Genomic DNA, 17,401 nt, shown 5'->3' on the forward strand with positions numbered 1-17,401 from the left:
AAAAGAAAAAACTTTATACAAATTCAGGGTAAAAAAACATGCGACTATATGGCAAAAGAAAAAGACGATTCATTAAAGCATATAGTTGCAGTCTGTAAGCGCAGGGGCTTTGTATTCTCAGGCTCTGATATTTATGGAGGACTGTCAAATACTTTTGATTACGGACCTTACGGTATAGAAGTCCTGAATAACCTGAAGAAACTCTGGTGGGAATACTTTGTTCATCGTCGTATCGATGTAGTAGGACTGGATTCTTCTATTTTACTGCATCCGAGGGTATGGGAAGCTTCCGGTCACGTGAGTAACTTTACCGACCCGATGATGGATTGTAAGTCCTGTAAAACAAGAATACGGGTAGACCAGTTCCTGGAAGAAAAAAAAGGAGAAGGTTTTTGTGTAGGAAAAACACTCGCTGAATTACAGGAAGTCATTACAAATGAAAAATTTCCCTGTCCCTCCTGCGGAAAAAGTGGGACCTTCACCGAAGCCAGAAATTTTAACCTGATGTTTAAAACGTCCCACGGTGCTTCAGAAGGGGATGCGATGGATATATACCTTCGCCCGGAAACAGCCCAGGGAATCTTTGTAAATTTTAAAAATATTATAAATACCTGCCGTGTAAAAATTCCTTTTGGTATTGCCCAGATAGGAAAGTCTTTCCGTAACGAAATTATGGCCAGACAGTTTGTATTCCGTACCCGAGAATTTGAGCAAATGGAAATGGAATATTTTTGTGAGCCGGGAACCCAGAAAGAATGGTTTCAACACTGGGTAGACTACTGTCAAAACTGGCTGACCGATGTTGTGGGCCTAAAGAAAGAAAACCTGCATTTGAGAGAACATAGCAAAGAAGAATTATCTTTTTACAGCGAAGGCACAACCGATATTGAATATAAATACGCATTTGGCTGGGGAGAACTCTGGGGTATTGCTTCGCGAACAGACTATGATCTCGGACAGCACGAAAGATTTTCGGGTGAAGACCTGAAATATAACGACCAGGTGAGCAGGAAAAAATATGTTCCTTATGTTGTGGAGCCTGCACTGGGCTTGAATCGACTTTTTTTGGCTGTCATTAACGATGCCTATGAAGAAGAAAAGCTGGAAAATGGAGAAATTAGAACGGTTCTTCGTCTTTCTACCAAAACAGCTCCCGTAAAAGTCGCAGTTTTCCCTCTCATGAAAAAGGATGGACTCGCTGAAAAAGCCGAGGAAATTTTCAATTCCTTACGGGGACACTGGTATGTTGAATACGATGATAGCGGAAATATCGGAAAGCGCTATAGAAGACAGGATGAACTGGGAACGCCCTTTTGTATTACTGTAGATTACGATAGCCTCAAGGATAATACTGTAACTATCCGAGAACGGGATAGTATGGCACAGGAAAGAATCGAAATCAGTAAATTAAAAAGCTATTTAATAGAAAAGCTCTGAAATGTTTATCCTTCGCTTGTGTGAAAACCTGGATAAAGCCGGGATACAGTATGCTATTGCCGGTGGATATGCAGTTGCTCTTCATGGGGTAGTTCGCGGAACGATAGATATAGACCTGGTTCTTCTCATAAGTGAGGAAAATTTTCTGAACTGTGAATCTGTCTTAAGAGAAATGGGCCTGACTTCAAGGATTCCCCTTGAAGTCAAAGATCTTCTCGAAAATCGGGAAAGATATATGCTGGAAAAAAACCTGATCGCCTGGAATTTTTACAATCCTTCTCGTCTAACAGAAGTTGTGGACATCATTCTATCCCATAATTTGATTGACATGAAAGTCAAGTCTGTACATGCGTATGATAGAGAGATAAAAATTCTGGATCTGGAGAGTTTGATTGCCATGAAACAAAAAAGCGCTCGCCCTCAGGATTTAGAAGACATAGAGCATCTCAAGGAGTTATTATGAAAAAAGGAATGCAATATCTTACCGAGGAATATCTGGAGTATTGCAGTAAAATGAAGCCGGAAGAAATTCTGGAGTTCCTTGAAGACTTTAGAAATCTCCTCTATTTTTCTAATTCACTTGATAATGTTCAGGAAGGGAATTCTGTTAGCTTGAGCTAAGAGAGTTTGTATAATTTCATTTCCCCACTGCCTCCGATGAATCGATTTCTTTAATCAGGATCGAAGCCGGTAAATAGAACCTCAAGGTTTATACCTTTATCGACGAATACGACTATTTTGCCAATATGCTGTCAATAAAATGCTCGGTTTCACTGTAGATGAAGTTCGCAATCTAGTAGATTCATTATTCGATGAGTATTATCAAGATAAACGTAAAGCCCCTCTCTTTTTTCCGATTTACAGGGAAATCTTTACCGGATAAACTGCTCTTATGCTAACAATCGCGTATGGAGAGGCCAATTTCGAGAACCTCAGGCAAGCAGGAGAACTTTTTATAGACAAAACCGCTTTTATTCCTTACTTAGAGGGAGTTAAGAAGTTTTTCTTTATTCGGCCAAGGCGTTTCGGAAAAAGCCTCTGGATTAGCGTCCTGCAATCCTATTACGACCTGAAGAAGCAGGAGAAGTTCGATGAGCTTTTCCATGAACTCTACATCCATAAACAACCTACAGAACTGAAAAATTCCTACCTCGTTCTCAAGTTTGACTTTTCCGGGCTGGACACTTCTTCCGAGAAAAATTTAATGAAGAGTTTTCATAACCGGGTGAGTTCTGAGTTAGAACGGTTCTTTTATGAATATCGCTTCCTCTTTCCCTCCACACAGGAGGCACATTTCTTTCAGGACTTAAAACAAAAAACCGCCGAAGAATCGATTTCTTTAATCAGGATCGAGGCCGGTAAACAAAACCTTAAGGTCTATACTTTTATCGACGAGTATGATCATTTTGCCAATAAGCTCGCTTCGGAAGGAAAAGAAGCATTTGTTCGTGACATTATCTCTGAGACCGGCTATGTCCGCAACTTCTATGAGCAAATGAAAATAGCCAGTGGAGAAGGCGTCTTTGAAAGGTTTTTTATCACCGGTGTTTCTCCTATCATGCTCGATGAACTGGCCAGTGGTTTTAATATCATGAGCAATATGACTACAGATCCGGAGTTTAATGAGATGCTGGGTTTTACAGCAGAAGAAGTTCGCAATCTATTAGATTTATTATCCGATGAGTATTATCAGAAAAAATGTAAAGAGGAAGTCTTTTTTGATCTTATAGAGTATTATAATGGTTATCGCTTTTCTAAAATGGCCAAAAATACCCTTTTTAATTCGGATATGCTGCTCTATTTCTTACAATATTTCTCCCGGCATAAAACCTATCCGGAAGAAATTCTCGATCTCAATGTAAAGACAGATTATAGCAAGTTGAAAGGCTTGATCGTGGGTAGCAGCGGTAAGGAAAACCTGAAACGAATCTTAGAGGAAATTAATACTCAGGAGTATTTAACCTTTCAATTAGTACAGCGCTTTACCTTTGAAAACCGCTTGAAAGACTACGAATTGAAATCCTTACTCTTTTTCTTCGGCCTCTTAACCATGACAAATATTCCCAACCGTTTTGTTGTGCCGAACCAGGTAATACGAACTTTACACTGGGAGTATTTCCAGAACTTCTTAGAAGAAAACGGGGTGGACTTCGATGTAAGTGCTCTGCACAACTGCATTGCCGAAATGTCCGAGTCCGGGAAAGTAGAGGGCTTGAAAAATTTAGCTGTTGATTTCTTTCAGAATAAACTCTCAAACTTCGATTTTTCTGCCATGACAGAGAAGCATATCAAGTTTATGTTTATCTCCTACTTTACTTTGAGTAAGCTCTACAACATTATCTCCGAAAGAGAACTACCCGGCGGCAAACGCATCGACCTTCTCTTCGAAGCTCACCCGGCCTATTACCATTACGTAATGCATAACTTTATCATGGAATTCAAATATATCTACAAGAAAGATTCTCCTTCGGTAGCCAGAGCAAAGCGGGAAGCGGCTATTTCCCAGGCAAAAGAATACTACGAGACCTACAAGCGTGACTTCAAGCAATTTGGCCGAGAACTCCATTCTATGGCTCTCATCGTGACCCACGACAAACAGGTAGAACTTGTGGAAGTTGCCGGGTTTTGAATTTAACTTTGAAGCATGGTCAGATAGCAACCGGTTGCCGAGTAGAGCGATAGCTCGTATCGAAGCACGCTCAGATGCAACCGCTTGTTATCTCTTAATTTTATTTGTCAGCATTACGTTTTCCTAATCTTTCATCGGCCATTCTGTGGATTTCTTCAGAGAAGTCAGGATAACGTTGTAAGACCGCTTCAAAAGTATCTTTATCCAGGGCATACAGATCGCAATAGTCTACTGCTTTAACCGTTGCAGTTCTCGGTGCACTGGTAAGAAGAGCAATTTCCCCGAAAAAGTTTCCTTGTGTCAATGTGGCAAATACCGTATTTGTTTTCTCATCCAGAACCTGCACAGAACCCTGGATAATGAAGTAGAGACTTTTTCCTATTTCACCTTTTCGAAATATAAAATCCTCCGGTGTATATACAACGGGTCGCAGGTGCATTACCAGATCCTGCAAAAATTCTTCGCTGGCATTTTTAAAAAGAGGAATCTTTTCGAGCATCTCTTTATTAATATAAAGAGCTACTTTCATCTTTAACGAAGAAGGAAGGTCGGATAAAACCGAAGATTCATCGTATCCTTTTTTACTTTCCCAGAGATAAGAATAATACAAATTTACCTTACTCTGTAAGTCTTCCGGTAACTGACGATATTTCATAAATGTATTAATCTTATCCATTTTCTCGATGAACTGAGCTTTGGCCAAGTCTACATTCGAGATAAGGTTCGCAATGTTACCGATGATATAACCATACATAGCCGCACCGAATAGTTCTACACCGATTACATAAATAATCTCATTATTCGTTTTGGGAGTAATGTCTCCATAACCTATAGTTGTCAAAGTGGTTACAGACCAGTAAAGGGCCTTGATATAAGTTGTAGGATTATCCGTGAAAAGTTTTGCCGCTTCATCCACTACATCTCTTCCGTGAATTTTTATCCAACCGCAGGCAAACCAGTGCATTATTAGAAAGATCCAGTATAAGAAGTAGAAGATCCGAACTACAGAAGGGTTAGAGAATTCTCCGCCTCCCCAGCGTCTCGCAAATCCTTTCAGGGTAGAAAGTTGTGTAATCCGCAGAACCCTGACAAAAGCCAAAAAGTCGAGCTCCCTGGGTAGACTGGTGTAAATGACTAATAAGTCAAATGGAATAACGGAAAGAAAATCTGTAATGAATTGGGATTTGAAGTATTTTTTTAAACCACGGTTATCCTTGCTATTCTTAGCTCTTTCCCTGTGCTCATAAATATTTACGAGCATATCCAGAAAAAAGAAAAAACTAACGAAAATGTTTATTACAGCAAGAACCGGCCCGATGTGAAAGTTAAGAACCAACCACATGGGAACCTGGATAGCGGTATAAGTAGCCAGAAGAAGCATTATGCTTCCCCAGGGACCTTTATGTTTATTGATAAATCCGAGCATACAGGTTCATGTTTGTATTCTTGATTCAGGATGCAAATAGTTTTAAAAAATTTCTTGATCCCATTTTACATTCCGTTATAGTCTATAAAGGGAAGTCACAAAAAGTGATAATTTCGGGTTTATGTGATACCGGATGATTTGCCGGAAAGGCAAAAGATTAATTCAATGAGGTAGTTTATGGGTTTATGGGATGTAATTAAGGGCGAGTTTATTGATGTCGTCGAATATGAAGATAATTCGCAGGATGTTCTTGTTTATAAGTTTGATAGACAGGGTAATGAAATTAAGAATGGAGCCCAGTTAATTGTAAGACCGGGTCAAACCGCGATTTTTGTGAACTATGGAGAAGGTGGTTCTTCTGCTCAGCTTGGAGATAAATTTGAGCAGGGAAGATACGAACTTACAACACAAAACCTTCCGATTCTTTCCAAGTTACAGGCCTGGAAGCACGGTTTTAACTCTCCTTTCAAAGCAGAAGTTTATTTTGTTAATTCAAGGCTCTTAACCGGTCAAAAGTGGGGAACAAAAAATCCGATTACCATGAGGGATGCCGATTTTGGAATCGTTCGGGTAAGAGCTTTTGGAACCTATTCAATTCGCATTTCCAACCCGGAAGGTTTTATTACCAATCTATCCGGTGGTAGCTCTTCTTTTGATCTGGATAACTTGAAAGATGATTTAAGAAGTCTCGTGGTTAACGAGTTTACCGATGCTCTCGGTGAAATGAAAATTCCGGTTTTAGACCTTGCTTCTCAGTACAAAGAGCTGGGTGGAACCATTGAGGGTTTTCTGAATAAAGGCTTTGCTGATCTCGGCCTCGAAGTAAAACGCTTCCTGATTGAAAACATTTCTCTTCCGCCGGAAGTAGAAGCTGCTATCGATCAAAGAGGAGCTATGGGAGCCCTGGGCGTAAACTACATGCAAAAAGCCGCAGCCGATGCTATGATAAATGCTTCTCTCAATGAAGGAGGAGCCGGTGGTATGATGGGCGCCGGAATGGGCATGGGTGCCGGAATGCAAATGGGCAATATGATGGGACAGGCCTTTGGTGGCGGACAGCAGCAACAGGCACCGGGTCAGGCTCCTCCTCCACCTCCGGGAGCTTCTCAATATTATATTTCTGTTAACGGACAGCAGCAGGGTCCTTTCCCTATGGATCAGCTAAAAAATATGGCAGCTAATGGTCAGCTAACCAAGCAAACCTATATCTGGAAGCAGGGCATGGCAAACTGGCAGGCCGCCGGTGAAGTAGCAGAAGTGAGTGCACTTTTTGCACAAACACCTCCACCGCCTCCACCACCCCCTCCGGCAGGTTAATTAGAAATTTTTTAGCGGGTGTTTTTTTGCACTCGCTAAAAAAATTGTATGTCGGCCCCAAACAGAAATCTCTTAGAACAGAGTATATCTCAATTTTTTACCTGTAATTACTATCCGGACAGAAGAGAGCTGGAAAGTTTATTCATTCTCCTAACGGCGAGAATTCTTAGAGATAAATTAAAAAAAAATGGTCTTTGTCTTCACACTTATCTTTATTAAAAGAAGCTAATATTTTATTACCCGGAAAATTTGCAATACCGGATGTTTCTTATGAATACCTTGAATCTTTTTTTCAAAGCTGTTTGCAGCAGGAAGAAGATTTTTCTGTGTTTTCTACACAGGCCTTTTCTTTTCTCTATGAAAATTCCCTAATAAATTTACAAAAAAGAAAGGAAGGAGGTATTTATTATACACCGGATTCGGTTGCGGAAACCCTTCTGGAAAGAATTCCTTTAGAGGAAATCTCTTCTGAAGAACCTGTGGTTTTCGATCCGACCTGCGGTTGTGGAATTTTTTTACTCTCTATCTTAAAAGTCTTAAAACGATTCCCCGGAACCGGAAAAATACAGATACTCGGAAATGAAATCGATCCTTTCGCTTTAAGAATTGCTTCTTTATGTTTGCTATTAGAAAAAAGCAGTTTAGATTTTTCCTATGATTTTATCGAAGAGAATGCTGGAGCTGATACGTTTTCTTCTCAATTTCAATATCGCTTTAACAAACAACCCGATTTAATTATTGGTAATCTACCCTTTCGACGAAAAGGAAGAAACCAGGCAGATGAATCTTCCCGGATTTTAAAACAGCTTTGTTTGTTGCTTAAGGAAAATGGCCTGATGGGAATTATCCTGCCTGAATCCTTTATTACAAGAATTGAAAAAGAAGAACAAAAACTTAGAGATGAAATATTACAGAATTTTTGTATCTATGAAACTTTCCGTATTCCGAAAGAAGTTTTTAATCAGGGAAATATGCCGGCTATGGCCTGGATTATGAAAAAAAGAAAACTCTCCAAACCTTTCTTCTGTTATTTTGAAGGTTTATTTTTTGAATCGTCTCAAACAGTGAGACTTTTATCTTATGAAAGAAATAAAAAAAAGGTTTCTTTCTTTCATCCGGTTTTTCAAAAAATGGAGACTTCTTCTCTTAAAGTAAAAGATTTATTTTTTATTGAACCGGGCCTGCAACCGGCTCATCCTTTGGTTATACAAAAAAAACATACAAATTCGAGTCCTGAGTTTTATCTCTGGACCGGAGGAATAAAGGGAATTCAACCCTTTACAGATATACAAAAAACGAAATATTCTTTTTTTGAAATGAAGGATGAAAATATTTTAAAACGGGCCCAGAGACGAAACTTAAGGTCTTATTTAAATACCTATAGAGTCATGTTACTCGTTCCTTCCAATACAGCGAAAAGAATTCGCGCTTGCCTGGTTCGGCATAAAGAAGGAAGTTTCCGAGTTGCTCCCTACTATGCCTTTAATGCGATTTTTCCCAAAAATGTAGAGGATACAGATTCTGCTTACCTGCTCTGGCTTCTATTTAACCATCCTCTGGCCAGTGTCTATCTGACTGAGTTAAAAAAGACTGTCTGGACTTCGATTAATTCTTATCGCGATTTTCCCTATCCTCAGAGTTGGATAGAGCCATCTTTAAAAAAAACAATTGCAGAAAAAGTTAAAAAACTTTTTGAAATTCAGAAAAATACTGGCTTAAAAGATAGAGATATAATCTTCTTAAATCTTGTAAAAGAACTGGACCTTTTCGTTTATGAGTCTTATGCCTTACAAGAAGAAGACATACGGAGTATAGAATGTATGTACGGGAATGAGCTAAGGCCCGGTTTAAAGGAGTTCGGAGAAACCTGGAAATTATTTCCCTCAAAACAAAGCCCGGAAGCGGAAAGTTCCTGTTTGAAAGCCGGCATGTTTTTTCAGACTCTGAGTATTAATTATAATAAGTTGAAAGTGGAAATCTCTCTTTTCTGCCCGCAGCTCGGGCAAAAAACGATTCTTTTAGATATACATCCTTCTATGCCGGGCTGGGTTTTGCAGGCAGGTGCAAGCGGAAAAATTATAAGTAAAACATCTTTGTTTTCTAATACACTTACATCACTCGATTCAAAAAAGAATCGACTTGTATTTTTGGCTCATGAGATAAATTAAAAAAACGTACCCGGAGGAAGTTATGGCAGAGAACGAGCAGAAAAAGGAATTTCCCTGTAGTAAATGCGGTGGAAAACTGGAATTTAAACCCGGACTGGATCAGATTGAATGTGTTTATTGCGGACATAAGCAGGATATACCGGGTGCTGAAAAAGCTAAAGACTTTGTTGCAAAAGAGTATGACCTCGAAGATGCTCTAAAAAACGCAAAAAAATTCACTGCGGATAAGTTAGTCGACAAAGGAAAAGAAATTCGTTGTAACGGCTGCGGAGCCAGTTCCATCATAACAGAGCAATCCGACCGTTGTCCTTTCTGCGCCTCTCCGGTTGTCGTAGAAGCCAGTTCCTCCGAAGAAATGTTCATTCCCGAAAGTATTCTTCCCTTTAAAGTGGATAAAAAAAGTGCCACTCAGAAATTCAAAGATTGGATTAGCGGACTCTGGTTTGCACCTAATGACTTAAAAAAAAGAGCCCAACAAAAAGGTATGGATGGAGTTTACCTTCCCTACTGGACCTATGATGCAGAAACAACAACCGCTTACACAGGAGAAAGGGGAGAATACTACTACGAAACCGAATATTATACAGATGCCGAAGGAAACGAGAAATCCAGAGAAGTGCAAAAAACTCGCTGGTATCCGACTTCAGGAACTGTTCGGGTAAGTTTTGATGATGTGTTAGTCTGTGCCTCCAAATCGATCCCGGAAGATATTGTGAATGAACTTGAACCCTGGGATCTACAGGAATTAAAACCTTACGAGGCATCTTATCTCAGTGGTTTTATAACAGAACGATATAAGGTGGATCTAAAAGAAGGATACGGAAAAGCCCAGGAAAGAATGAAAGATGTAATCCGCACGGCTATTGAAAGAGATATAGGTGGAGACACACAGAGAATTCATTCGACAAATACAAACTATTACGATACTACCTTTAAACACATTCTTCTTCCTCTCTGGATTTCCAGCTTCCGATACAGTGAAAAAGTGTATCGATTCATGGTGAACGCCAGAACCGGAGAAGTGCAGGGAGAAAGACCCTGGAGCTGGATTAAAATTACTCTTGCAGTTCTTGTCGGACTCGGTCTTGCAATATTTATCTACTCTCTCACAGGGAAATAGAAACTATAACCCTATGGCTGCTGGTTTAAGCCAGCAGTCAGGGAGTAATGGCTCAGCTCTTTTTAAACCGATAACAGACATGAGGTAGGTTTTTTCTCTGAAAATCAAAAGGAATACTACGCTTTGTGTAATCTTTACATTCAACACCTTCCGGAAGCTCCATACGCAGACGAAATTTTTTTGAATTATTTGAGAAGTATAAAACTCCATTATTACGTAATAATCTTAAACAGTTCAGGATAAGTTCAGGATGATCCCTTTCTATATCCAGTATATGTTTCATCGCTTTGCTTTTTGAGAAAGTAGGAGGATCTAAAACGATTAAATCATAAGAATTGCTCTTTGAATTTTCTAAGAATTGAAAAACATCTTCCTTTATAAATTCATGGTTGTTGCCGGAAAAACCATTTAAAGCCATATTTTTCTTTGCTATATCTAAATAGGTTTTTGAGATATCTACAGACGTAGTACTTTTCGCATTTCCGGCTGCTGCATAAACACTAAATGAACCGGTATAACAAAAAAGATTTAAAAAATCTTTTCCATTAGTCTCTTCTTTTACAAAGGCTCGTGTCAGGCGGTGATCTAAAAAAAGCCAGGTATCGAGATAATCGCTAAGATTGATATAAAACTTGAGTCCGTTTTCGGTTATGGTAAATATGGAAGCGTTTTTGTTGAGTTTTTCGTATTGATTTTTATCTCTCATTTTTTCTCTTTCGCGGATAAAAATATCATCAGAATTAACAGCACAGCTTTCACATAAAATTTTGTATAAAATAGGATAGAATTCTTCTAATTGTTTATCTGTAGTATAATAAGGATGCTTATAAATACAGACGTATAGTTTCTGATCGTAGAAGTCGATACTCAAAGGAAATGAGGGAATGTCTCTATCATAAAAACGAAAACAAGTAATTGACTGCTTTTTGGCTCGTTTCGAATAATGTCGAAACATTTTTTGCACACGTCCGAAAAAAATCGAATTATCCACTTTCATCATTCTTTTCCTTCGGGGATATGAGAAAAGTTTTTTATCTTCATTACCCATTTTTATTGACGAAAAATTAGAATAAAACTATTAATTAATAAGTCTGGATAATATTATATGGAATCTCCCTATCCCAAAGAATTGTTTGATAAATTAGAAACTGGAATTATTTTCCTTAATCAGGAAGGAGATTTTTTATACATCAACCGGGTAGCAAAACAATATTTTCAAAACGAGTCCATAACTTCTTTAAAGCAATTAAACTTTCCATACATCCAGGAAAAGCTAGTTCATAAAATAGAGAAGGTATTTTTAAACAAGAGAAATATGGAGTTTGAGGATCGACTGGAAGAAAGAAGTCAAATCTGGTTTCAATTTTTCCTGAAGTTGATTTCAGATACAGAAGACTATATTTTATTAGAAATTAAAGAAATTTCTCCGTATAAGTATGTTGTGAGGAAATATAACGAACTGGCCGGTCTTGCCTCAAGTGCCATTTTAAAGTTGAACCGCAGGGGTGATATTATCTTTTTTAATGAATTTGCTGAAACCCTATTTGAATATAAGCGGGAAGAAGTGTTGGGAAGGAATGTGGTCGGAACTATTATTAATGAGCATGACAGTAACGGAAGGGATATGCGGGAAATGGTGAGGTTGTTTATTGAATCGGTCGGAGATCATTATAACGTACCGAATATTAATGAAAATGTTACCAAATCCGGAAATACCTTAATCATTCGCTGGCATAACCGACCTATTTATGATCACATGGGGAGACATGCAGGCATTATTTCTGTTGGAACCAACATAACAGAAGAAATTAAAACCCAGAATGCCTTAAAAAAGAATGAAAGTATTTTAAGAGCTTTATTCGATAGTTCTTATATAGCCTATTTACTGGTAGATAAAAATTATAAAATACTTACTTTTAATCGAAAGACTAAAGAATATGCACTTTTGTTGATGGGCCAAAAAGTGGAAATAGGTTCGAGTATTTTAGATCATGTACCTGATTCTATTGCTAATGAAGTCAAAACAAATTGTGCCAGGGTTTTTAATGGGGAAATGATTTCTGTTGATAGAATGTTTTTGGATACAAATAATATAGAGCAATATTTTTCTATCCAGTACATACCTGTTTATCAAGCAGATACAAAAGAAGTCTTTGCTGTATCTTTGAACATAGAAAATGTTACAGAAAAGAAGGAGTATGAGAAAAAACTAAGAGAAGCTAAAGAAACAGCTGAAGCCGCAAACCGTACAAAATCTGAATTTTTAGCCAGTATCAGTCACGAAATCCGAACTCCTCTAAATGCTATTCTGGGTTATTCTGAAATCCTGCATGAACAACTATCCCAATCGAATTATCATAGTTTTATTAGTGTTATATTAAAGAATGGGAAAAGTTTACTAAGCCTTATTGATGATATTTTAGACCTTTCTAAAATTGAAGCCGGTAAACTTTATATAAATTATGCACCACTTAAAATTCATTCTTTTTTTGATGATGTAATATGTATGTTTGAACAGCGTATTAAGGAAAAAAAGCTTGAGTTTACCATTGAAATTGAGAATACAATTCCGAGTTTATTATTACTCGATGAAGTTCGTCTACGACAAATTATGGTGAATTTGATTGGGAATGCTATCAAATTTACTGAAAAAGGTTTTGTAAAAATACTCATCACACAAATTAATTTGAATATTTCTCAGTCTAATCATGTTGATTTAAGTATTACAGTTCAGGATAGCGGGAAAGGCATACGTTTAGAAGATCAATCTCATATTTTTGAAGCTTTCAAACAGGCAGAAGGACAGGATTATACTAAATACGGAGGAACCGGACTGGGACTTGCCATTAGCTGTAAATTGGCTGAAATGATGAATGGAGCCATAACGGTTCAGAGTGTTCCCGAAGAAGGAAGTACTTTTACTGTGATTTTAGGAAATGTTAAAGTATCGAGTGAAGACCAGGGTTCTGCTGAAAGAAAGGAAAAGGAAGAAGAAATGCTCTATCATATAGATGGAAAGAAAATTTTAATTGTAGACGATCTTGATTTTAACCGCGAACTTTTAAAACTTTATTTTAACGGAGAAAATGTAGTTATTGTTGAAGCCGCTGATGGTAGTGAAGCTATAGAAGTTGCCAAAAAAGAAAAACCGGATATTATCCTTACCGATCTGATTATGCCTAAGTTAGATGGATACCAGGCCACTCAGCTCATGAAGGATAGTGAGGATTTGAAACATATTCCGATTATTGCGGTAACTGCTTCAGTAATGAAAGAAACTGAGAAAAAAATTCGGAACCTATTCGATGGATTAATAATAAAGCCCATATCCAGAGAAAATTTGAATTCGGAACTTGCACATGCTTTAAATAAAAAAACTTCAATGGTAGGGTAGATCCTCATTTTTCGGCTTGCTGAGCGAGCCATCGGTGACTCGCATCAAAAAAAACTCCTCACTTTTAAAATGCTAGATTATTTATGACCTTCAAAGAAACCTGTAATTTTCCTTGTGAGTTCGCTGGGTAACATATTCAAAACAGTGGCCGTTGAACGGTTCATGAGACCCGGAATACAGAGAAATTCCTTTTTCTTCATTGCCTCCAGAGATTCTTTCACTACTTCTTCTGCATTCATAACAAAAAAATCAGGCATAGTAGATAAATCCATACCTGCTCTTTTCTGAAAATCTGTCTTCGTAGCTCCGGGACAAAGAAGCTGGATATAAAGACCGGTTTTATGCAACTCCTCAAATAACGCTTCTGTAAAACTTTTCACATAGGCTTTTGTAGCAGCATAAGTTGCCATTCCGGGAGCAGGCATATAGGCCATTACAGAAGACACATTGATGAGTTTTCCTGAAACTTTTCTTGCCAGAAAGTTATGGATGGCAGCATGACTGAGACGGGTAAGTGCACGCACGTTTAAGTCAATTTGTAAGGATTCATTTTCAATATCAGACAAAGCAAAAGGATTCATGCTTCCAAATCCCGCATTATTAATGAGGAGTCCCAAATTTTTTTCCTGTCTGATTTTTTCTTCAAGGTTAAAAAGAGCCTTGGGATCGGTTAAGTCCAGTCCTATGGTTTCAATAATTGTATCCGGATATTTTGTAACCAGCTCTTTTGCCAGAAGATTTAAGGCATCTTCCTGCCTGGAAATAATTACCAGATCATACTCGGGAGCCAGTTTACGGGTAAATTCAGCTCCTATGCCTTTCGATGCACCGGTGATGTAGGCTTTCTGTCTCTTTACTTCTTCCTTATTCATAATTATAGCCAATAGGATAAAGGCTTTAGAATCTCAATCGCTTTTTAGAAAAATCTTCAGAATAGGAGGGTTTTTTAGTCTTGACAAAAACCGGTAAAAATGCTCTTTGTACTTTAGTTACCAGTGGAGAAGTGTCCGAGTGGTTTAAGGAAGCGGTCTTGAAAACCGTCGTGGGTAACTCCCACCGTGGGTTCGAATCCTACCTTCTCCGCCAGAAACAAGAAAGGAGATGTGCCTGAGTGGCCGAAAGGAGCAGTTTGCTAAACTGTCGTATGGGCAACCGTACCCAGGGTTCGAATCCCTGCGTCTCCGCAAGTTCTTATCTATACTATGCCTCCTGAAGAAGAAATTAGTCCGATAGAGTATCTAAAACTGCAATATAGGCGTTTTGTAGAGCACTCCAATAGCGATAAAGATCCGGAAATATATGCAGCTCTGGCCTATATTCCGTTTATAGGCTGGTTTTTTACTTATTTTTTGCGACCCAAGCAGTCGCTCTGTGTATTCCATGCCTTTCAATCTTTAAAAATTACACTGGTTTCGGCTGTGGTTTTTACAGTTCTGTGGTTTATTACCCATTTCCCTCCCATTAGTTTTATTTTAAGAATTTTTTTTATACAACCTGTAGTAACTGATTTTCTTTTTTTCTTGTGCTGGGTTTTTATTTTGGGTTCCAGTATTTTTGGGGCCTTCAAGGCATACAAAGAAAAGGCAGAAATTTACCTTCCTTATTTTGATATTTTAGAGAAAAAATTGGAGGAGCTCGATGGAAAATCAGAAAAATCCTGAGCAGGCTTTCTGGAAAAATGAGAAAGTTTTAATTATTTTAGCTTTTTTACCGGTATTTTTTTTATGGCTTCCTATTTTTTCTTTAAACCGAAAGAATCCGAATATACAGCGAGCAAGTCTTCTTTCCTGTCTATCGACTCTCTACTTTTTTAGTTTTCTTTTTTTGGCTCTCCTATTTCAGATGCTTCCGTTTATCGGATCGTATATTTCCCCGATTTTGCATCTTTTTGGACTTTTAATTTATTTAGGATTAAATATATTTTTTATTTACTCAGAGCTTAGGTCTAAAAAAATAGCCATAGGAATTCTGGAACGGCAATATGCCTTTTTAGAATCACTGGTTCAATTGCGCCCATAGCTCAGCTGGATAGAGCGTTTGACTACGGATCAAAAGGTCGGAGGTTCGACTCCTTCTGGGCGTAATAAAACTACTTTAAGTTTTTTCATCCGGTATTCATAGAAATCCTTCTTATCTCCTTCATTCTACTATAAAACTTACTCCAAATTTTGTTTTCTAAACCTTAGATACTAAGTAGAAAAAATCACTTGCTTTTTATTTTTCTTTTCTTACTCTTCATTTCGAGGAATTTATGCATTCATCCCTACCTGAGACTATGAAAGTTTTTGAACTTACTTCCTATGATGCTCAAAAAGAGCATTTCCGCCTGAGAGAAAAACCACTTCCACGCTTAAAGGAAAAAGACGTTTTGATACGCATGAGCGCTTCTCCAATTAATCCTTCTGACTTAATGTATGTTCGAGGACTTTATGGAATTAAAAAAAAGCTTCCATCGGCACCGGGTTTCGAAGGTAGTGGCACAATAGTAAAATGTGGAGAAGGAGTCTCTCATTTAAAAGAAGGAATGCGAGTTTCCTGTGCCGCTCCTCACAGCGGAGATGGAACCTGGGCTGAATATATGGCTACAGGCGAAGAAAATTGTTTTCCTCTTATTGATTCTTTTTCTCTTGAAGAGGCTGCAACCCTATTTGTGAATCCTCTAACCGCTATGGCTATGGTAGATATGGCGATACAGGAGAATCGCGGAGGTATTGTCCAAACCGCAGCTGCCGGAGCTCTAGGAAAAATGATTATCAGGTTAGCCCATAAGAAAGGCTTACCCATAATCAATATTGTCCGAAAAGAAGAACAGAGAAAATCTCTTGAGGATATAGGAGCTGAATATATCTTGAATTCTTCTGAGCCAAATTTTAGAAGGGAACTTAAAAGACTTTCTAAAAAACTTAATGCAAATATGGCTTTTGATGCAGTAGCGGGGGATATGTGCGGAATCCTGATAGAAGATTTACCCTTTGCCAGTAAAATATTGATTTATGGTGCACTGTCCGAAGCTCTGGTTCCGCTTAACGCAGGGCTTATGATTTTTCAAAAGAAAACAATTCAGGGATTTTGGTTAAGCACCTGGATTTATGAAAAAGGAATTGAAGAAGTATTGCGCATTTCTAAAGAAGTGCAGGAAAATTTAGCAGACGAACTTAAAACAGATGTTCATAAAAAATTTAGTCTCGATGATGCTTATGAAGCTCTCGAATACTACAAACAAAATATGAGTAAGGGTAAAGTCCTAATTGTACCTTGAGATTCAGGAATAATAACCATGAAAACGCTTCCAAAAAATCTTCCCTTTTCTCTCTGTCCGATAAACCATAATCCGGATGGTCTGAAGTATCAGACTATTTTCTTAGGATACTGGGAAAAAAATATTTTACTCAGTACATCTGAAATTATTCCCGTTCAGAAAGATGATCCGGTTCGAGTTGAGTTATTTAACAAAAAGGATTCTTTTTCTTTCAAAACCAGCGTGATGGAAGTAAAAGATGATTACCAAATTATTCTTTCAAGGCCAGAAGAAATACAAAAAAATCGCCTGAGAGAAGGGAGGAGAGTGCAGCATTATTGTGATCTTATATACACGGTTTGGAAAGAAAACCCTCAATATAACGCAAGACTTATAGATATAAGCGAGACAGGAGTTCGTTTTCTCAGTAGAAGGCCGCATAAGCAGGGAGAAATTTTAAGTATTTCCCTTTATATAAGAGATGCAAAAGTTCGTATAATCGGTCAGGGTTTAGTTGCCTGGTGTAAACTATATGATGAAAGAGGTTATTTTGAAGTAGCTCTGCGTTATACGACGGTCTCTAACAGTATACGGGCAAGACTTTCATTATTTATAAATTCCCTACCGGATGGAAAAGATAGTATATAAAAGTAATTGAAGAAATATCCCTAT

The 17,401-nt window shown here is 38.0% G+C and carries 14 protein-coding genes and 3 tRNA genes; 14 read left to right on the top strand and 3 right to left on the bottom strand.

Annotation, left to right across the window (positions count from 1 at the left end; translation table 11 throughout):
• The first annotated feature begins 48 nt into the window (after positions 1–48).
• From H7A25_02960 to H7A25_02975, 4 genes are all read left to right on the top strand, one after another.
• The gene (locus H7A25_02960) at positions 49–1,437 is read left to right on the top strand and encodes a glycine--tRNA ligase (GenBank protein ID MCP5498839.1); all 1,389 of its coding nucleotides are present in this window, start codon (positions 49–51) and stop codon (positions 1,435–1,437) included.
• A gap of 1 nt (position 1,438) precedes the next feature.
• Positions 1,439–1,900 carry a hypothetical protein gene (locus H7A25_02965; protein ID MCP5498840.1) on the top strand — a complete coding sequence of 154 codons (462 nt, stop codon included), beginning with the start codon at positions 1,439–1,441 and terminating at the stop codon, positions 1,898–1,900.
• The gene (locus H7A25_02970; protein MCP5498841.1) at positions 1,897–2,058 is read left to right on the top strand and encodes a hypothetical protein; all 162 of its coding nucleotides are present in this window, start codon (positions 1,897–1,899) and stop codon (positions 2,056–2,058) included. Before H7A25_02965 ends, H7A25_02970 begins: the two co-directional genes overlap by 4 nt.
• Positions 2,059–2,329: 271 nt before the next feature.
• Positions 2,330–4,066, top strand: a complete 1,737-nt coding sequence (locus H7A25_02975; GenBank protein MCP5498842.1) for an AAA family ATPase — start codon at positions 2,330–2,332, stop codon at positions 4,064–4,066.
• A 100-nt stretch (positions 4,067–4,166) separates the two neighbouring features.
• On the opposite strand, the gene H7A25_02980 is transcribed toward H7A25_02975, so the two are convergent.
• Entirely contained in the window at positions 4,167–5,492 is a 1,326-nt protein-coding gene (locus H7A25_02980; GenBank protein ID MCP5498843.1) for a cyclic nucleotide-binding domain-containing protein, read from the bottom strand.
• Positions 5,493–5,669: 177 nt separating this feature from the next.
• On the opposite strand from H7A25_02980, the gene H7A25_02985 reads away from it, so the two are divergent.
• The 3 genes from H7A25_02985 (at position 5,670) to H7A25_02995 (ending at position 10,097) form a co-directional block, all read left to right on the top strand.
• Positions 5,670–6,809: an SPFH domain-containing protein gene (locus H7A25_02985; GenBank protein MCP5498844.1), complete on the top strand. Its 1,140-nt coding sequence runs from the start codon at positions 5,670–5,672 to the stop codon at positions 6,807–6,809.
• 194 nt (positions 6,810–7,003) lie between these two features.
• Entirely contained in the window at positions 7,004–8,977 is a 1,974-nt protein-coding gene (locus tag H7A25_02990) for an N-6 DNA methylase (GenBank protein MCP5498845.1), read from the top strand.
• A 22-nt stretch (positions 8,978–8,999) separates the two neighbouring features.
• Positions 9,000–10,097: a hypothetical protein gene (locus H7A25_02995; GenBank protein MCP5498846.1), complete on the top strand. Its 1,098-nt coding sequence runs from the start codon at positions 9,000–9,002 to the stop codon at positions 10,095–10,097.
• A gap of 52 nt (positions 10,098–10,149) precedes the next feature.
• On the opposite strand, the gene H7A25_03000 is transcribed toward H7A25_02995, so the two are convergent.
• Positions 10,150–11,094, bottom strand: a complete 945-nt coding sequence (locus H7A25_03000; GenBank protein ID MCP5498847.1) for a class I SAM-dependent methyltransferase — start codon at positions 11,092–11,094, stop codon at positions 10,150–10,152.
• 108 nt (positions 11,095–11,202) lie between these two features.
• Between H7A25_03000 and H7A25_03005 the strand changes: the two genes are divergently transcribed.
• On the top strand, positions 11,203–13,491 hold the full coding sequence (locus tag H7A25_03005; protein MCP5498848.1) for a response regulator: 2,289 nt from the start codon (positions 11,203–11,205) through the stop codon (positions 13,489–13,491).
• A 77-nt stretch (positions 13,492–13,568) separates the two neighbouring features.
• Here H7A25_03005 and H7A25_03010 read toward each other — a convergent pair whose 3' ends face one another.
• Positions 13,569–14,363 carry an SDR family oxidoreductase gene (locus H7A25_03010; GenBank protein MCP5498849.1) on the bottom strand — a complete coding sequence of 265 codons (795 nt, stop codon included), beginning with the start codon at positions 14,361–14,363 and terminating at the stop codon, positions 13,569–13,571.
• Positions 14,364–14,488: 125 nt separating this feature from the next.
• Here H7A25_03010 and H7A25_03015 point away from each other — a divergent pair.
• The 6 genes from H7A25_03015 to H7A25_03040 all read left to right on the top strand — a co-directional run bounded on the left by H7A25_03015 (position 14,489) and on the right by H7A25_03040 (position 17,377).
• Positions 14,489–14,577, top strand: a tRNA-Ser gene (locus H7A25_03015).
• Positions 14,578–14,588: 11 nt separating this feature from the next.
• Positions 14,589–14,675: transfer RNA gene (locus tag H7A25_03020), tRNA-Ser, on the top strand.
• An 18-nt stretch (positions 14,676–14,693) separates the two neighbouring features.
• On the top strand, positions 14,694–15,152 hold the full coding sequence (locus H7A25_03025; protein MCP5498850.1) for a hypothetical protein: 459 nt from the start codon (positions 14,694–14,696) through the stop codon (positions 15,150–15,152).
• A 348-nt stretch (positions 15,153–15,500) separates the two neighbouring features.
• Positions 15,501–15,574, top strand: a tRNA-Arg gene (locus H7A25_03030).
• A 192-nt stretch (positions 15,575–15,766) separates the two neighbouring features.
• On the top strand, positions 15,767–16,750 hold the full coding sequence (locus H7A25_03035; protein ID MCP5498851.1) for a zinc-binding dehydrogenase: 984 nt from the start codon (positions 15,767–15,769) through the stop codon (positions 16,748–16,750).
• Between the two features lie 18 nt (positions 16,751–16,768).
• Positions 16,769–17,377 (top strand): PilZ domain-containing protein, encoded by a 609-nt coding sequence (locus H7A25_03040; protein MCP5498852.1) that lies wholly within the window; start codon positions 16,769–16,771, stop codon positions 17,375–17,377.
• Positions 17,378–17,401 lie beyond the last annotated feature (24 nt).

The sequence above is a fragment of the Leptospiraceae bacterium genome (assembly GCA_024233835.1).
Lineage (GTDB): Bacteria > Spirochaetota > Leptospiria > Leptospirales > Leptospiraceae > JACKPC01.

Coding starts and splice junctions, on each gene's coding strand:
- H7A25_02960 (MCP5498839.1), top strand. CDS start 49: ATGGCAAAAGAAAAAGACGATTCATTAAAGCATATAGTTGCAGTCTGT.
- H7A25_02995 (MCP5498846.1), top strand. CDS start 9,000: ATGGCAGAGAACGAGCAGAAAAAGGAATTTCCCTGTAGTAAATGCGGT.
- H7A25_02970 (MCP5498841.1), top strand. CDS start 1,897: ATGAAAAAAGGAATGCAATATCTTACCGAGGAATATCTGGAGTATTGC.
- H7A25_03000 (MCP5498847.1), bottom strand. CDS start 11,094: ATGAAAGTGGATAATTCGATTTTTTTCGGACGTGTGCAAAAAATGTTT.
- H7A25_02985 (MCP5498844.1), top strand. CDS start 5,670: ATGGGTTTATGGGATGTAATTAAGGGCGAGTTTATTGATGTCGTCGAA.
- H7A25_02965 (MCP5498840.1), top strand. CDS start 1,439: ATGTTTATCCTTCGCTTGTGTGAAAACCTGGATAAAGCCGGGATACAG.
- H7A25_02975 (MCP5498842.1), top strand. CDS start 2,330: ATGCTAACAATCGCGTATGGAGAGGCCAATTTCGAGAACCTCAGGCAA.
- H7A25_03035 (MCP5498851.1), top strand. CDS start 15,767: ATGAAAGTTTTTGAACTTACTTCCTATGATGCTCAAAAAGAGCATTTC.
- H7A25_03025 (MCP5498850.1), top strand. CDS start 14,694: ATGCCTCCTGAAGAAGAAATTAGTCCGATAGAGTATCTAAAACTGCAA.
- H7A25_03010 (MCP5498849.1), bottom strand. CDS start 14,363: ATGAATAAGGAAGAAGTAAAGAGACAGAAAGCCTACATCACCGGTGCA.
- H7A25_02980 (MCP5498843.1), bottom strand. CDS start 5,492: ATGCTCGGATTTATCAATAAACATAAAGGTCCCTGGGGAAGCATAATG.
- H7A25_03040 (MCP5498852.1), top strand. CDS start 16,769: ATGAAAACGCTTCCAAAAAATCTTCCCTTTTCTCTCTGTCCGATAAAC.
- H7A25_03005 (MCP5498848.1), top strand. CDS start 11,203: ATGGAATCTCCCTATCCCAAAGAATTGTTTGATAAATTAGAAACTGGA.